A 1,966-nucleotide genomic window follows, 5' to 3' on the forward strand; every position below is an offset into this window, starting at 1 on the left:
GTGTTCGGCTTCACTGGAATCTGCACTCGGAGCGGGCTATATCGACCTCACCGGCAACATGTACTTGCGTCTCGATGTACCTGCGGTGGCGATCGAGCGAGTCGGCGCGAACAAAGACCCCGAGCCGGCGCAGCGTCCGGCGCGGTCCCTCAAGGGCGCCAAAGCGGGACGGCTGGTGCGCACGCTCGTGGATTTCTTCCCGCCGCTCGGCACACGTGAGGTTGCACGTATCGCTCAACTCGACCCTGGCTATGTGTCCCGGCTCCTAGCCATGCTCGAGCGTGAAGACCTCATCGGTCGCGAGCCTCGCGGTCCGCTCCGACGCACGGACTGGCCCAACCTCCTCCGTGCTTGGACTAGGAACTACTCGTTCATGACGTCGAACGTCACGCTCTCATGCCTGCAGCCCAGGGGCTTGCCCGCGCTCCTCGATGCGCTGCGGAGGGAATCCGCGTCCAATGGCATGAGGTGCGCGGTCTCGGGTTCGCTAGCCGCTGCGCGGCGAGCCCCGGTTGCGCCCGCCCGTCTCGGTGTCGTCTACGTAGAGCGACTGGACCAGGCGACGGAGATGCTTGGTCTGCTTCCCGCAGAGACAGGTGCAAATGTTGTCTTGGCCGAACCGTTCGACGGCGTGGTTTTCGAGCGAACGGTCCTCGATGACGGCCTGACATACGTCGCCCCCTCTCAGGCCGTCGCCGATCTGCTCACGTCGTCTGGTCGCGGTCCCGAAGAAGCCGAAGCGCTCATTGATTGGATGCTTGCGAACGAGGAGTCGTGGCGTGCATAGCGAGGAGTACATCGTCGCGCGCAGAACGCTGCTCGATGCGCTGGAAGCACTCGAGAGTCATCGCGGCGCGCTCGTGCTCGTTGGCGCACAGGCGGTATACCTGCACACGGGTGCCGCACAGTTCGCGGTTGCCGAGTTCACGACCGATGGCGATGTGGTGATTGATCCGCGGATTCTTGCTGGCGATCCGGAGATCGCCTCGGCGATGCGCGGAGCGAGGTTCTTCCTCGACCACCGCGACGGCGAAGAGCTGGTCGGCGTGTGGGCATCGTTGCGCGAGATCGGTGGGGTTCCCGCGAAGGTTACGGTCGACCTCTTGGTGCCCGACGCGGTCGGCGGCGGAGGGCGGCGTGCTGCCAGAATCCCGCCGCATGAACGGGGCTCGATGCCAAGGTCCACGGGCTGGAGGCGACGCTGGTCGACAACAGCCTGATGAGCATCGGGGCACTCGAGGAGACTGACAGGCGTAGCTTCTCGATGAAGGTGGCCGGGTCCACTGCGCTGCTGATCTCCAAGACGATCAAGATCTCCGAGCGAGTGACCGTTGGAGCACTCGAACGCGGCCGACGGGACACAGGGTCAAGCCCAAGGACGCGCTGGATGTGCTTCGGCTGCTTCAGGCGATACAGAGTGCACGGCTGGCCGATGGTCTCGTGGGCCTCGTGGATGATGAGGTCGCTGGGGCGGTCACCAGGGAGGCGCTCGGTCATCTGCCTGACTTGTTCGGCAGGCCGGATTCGCCGGGTAGTCAGCTTGCGGCGGAGGCGGCGGCGCCCGAGCCATCCGAAGTAATCACCGCGTCGTGTGTGGCGCTCTGTCGGGAGCTGCTCGGTGCGCTCCGAGAGCGCGGAATCCAAGAGAGCGGGGGAGAGTGGGGGAGCACGCGGTGGGACTCACCGATTCCGAGGCCCACCGACAGGGCCGAGGAATGGCGGGCGGGTCCTCTCGGCAGCCGAGCCTCAACCAGAGTCGACCGGCGATGCCACCCTCATGATGTGAGTCCAGCCGACTCACATCTGCTGGCATTCGGCTTGCTCTGACCCTCGGCAGACCTGCCCCGTGTCAGTAAGGCGGGTATACTACAAGCCAGCGAATCATTCCGGCCGCACGAGCGGGCCGGTTTCTGTACCTCAGGAGAGGGGCTCGAGCCATCATGTTCGAACGGTTCACAGAGAAGGC

At 65.1% G+C, this 1,966-nt stretch carries 3 protein-coding genes; all 3 read left to right on the forward strand.

Annotated elements, in window-relative coordinates:
* Positions 1-787 (forward strand): hypothetical protein (locus tag Q8K99_05010; GenBank protein ID MDP2181914.1); only part of this gene is annotated, 787 nt, incomplete at its 5' end.
* Entirely contained in the window at positions 780-1,220 is a 441-nt protein-coding gene (locus Q8K99_05015; protein ID MDP2181915.1) for a hypothetical protein, read from the forward strand. The genes Q8K99_05010 and Q8K99_05015, both read left to right, overlap by 8 nt.
* Positions 1,221-1,389: 169 nt before the next feature.
* Positions 1,390-1,827 (forward strand): hypothetical protein, encoded by a 438-nt coding sequence (locus Q8K99_05020; protein ID MDP2181916.1) that lies wholly within the window; start codon positions 1,390-1,392, stop codon positions 1,825-1,827.
* Positions 1,828-1,966 lie beyond the last annotated feature (139 nt).

The organism is Actinomycetota bacterium (assembly GCA_030682655.1).
Taxonomy (GTDB): Bacteria; Actinomycetota; Coriobacteriia; order Anaerosomatales; family JAUXNU01; genus JAUXNU01.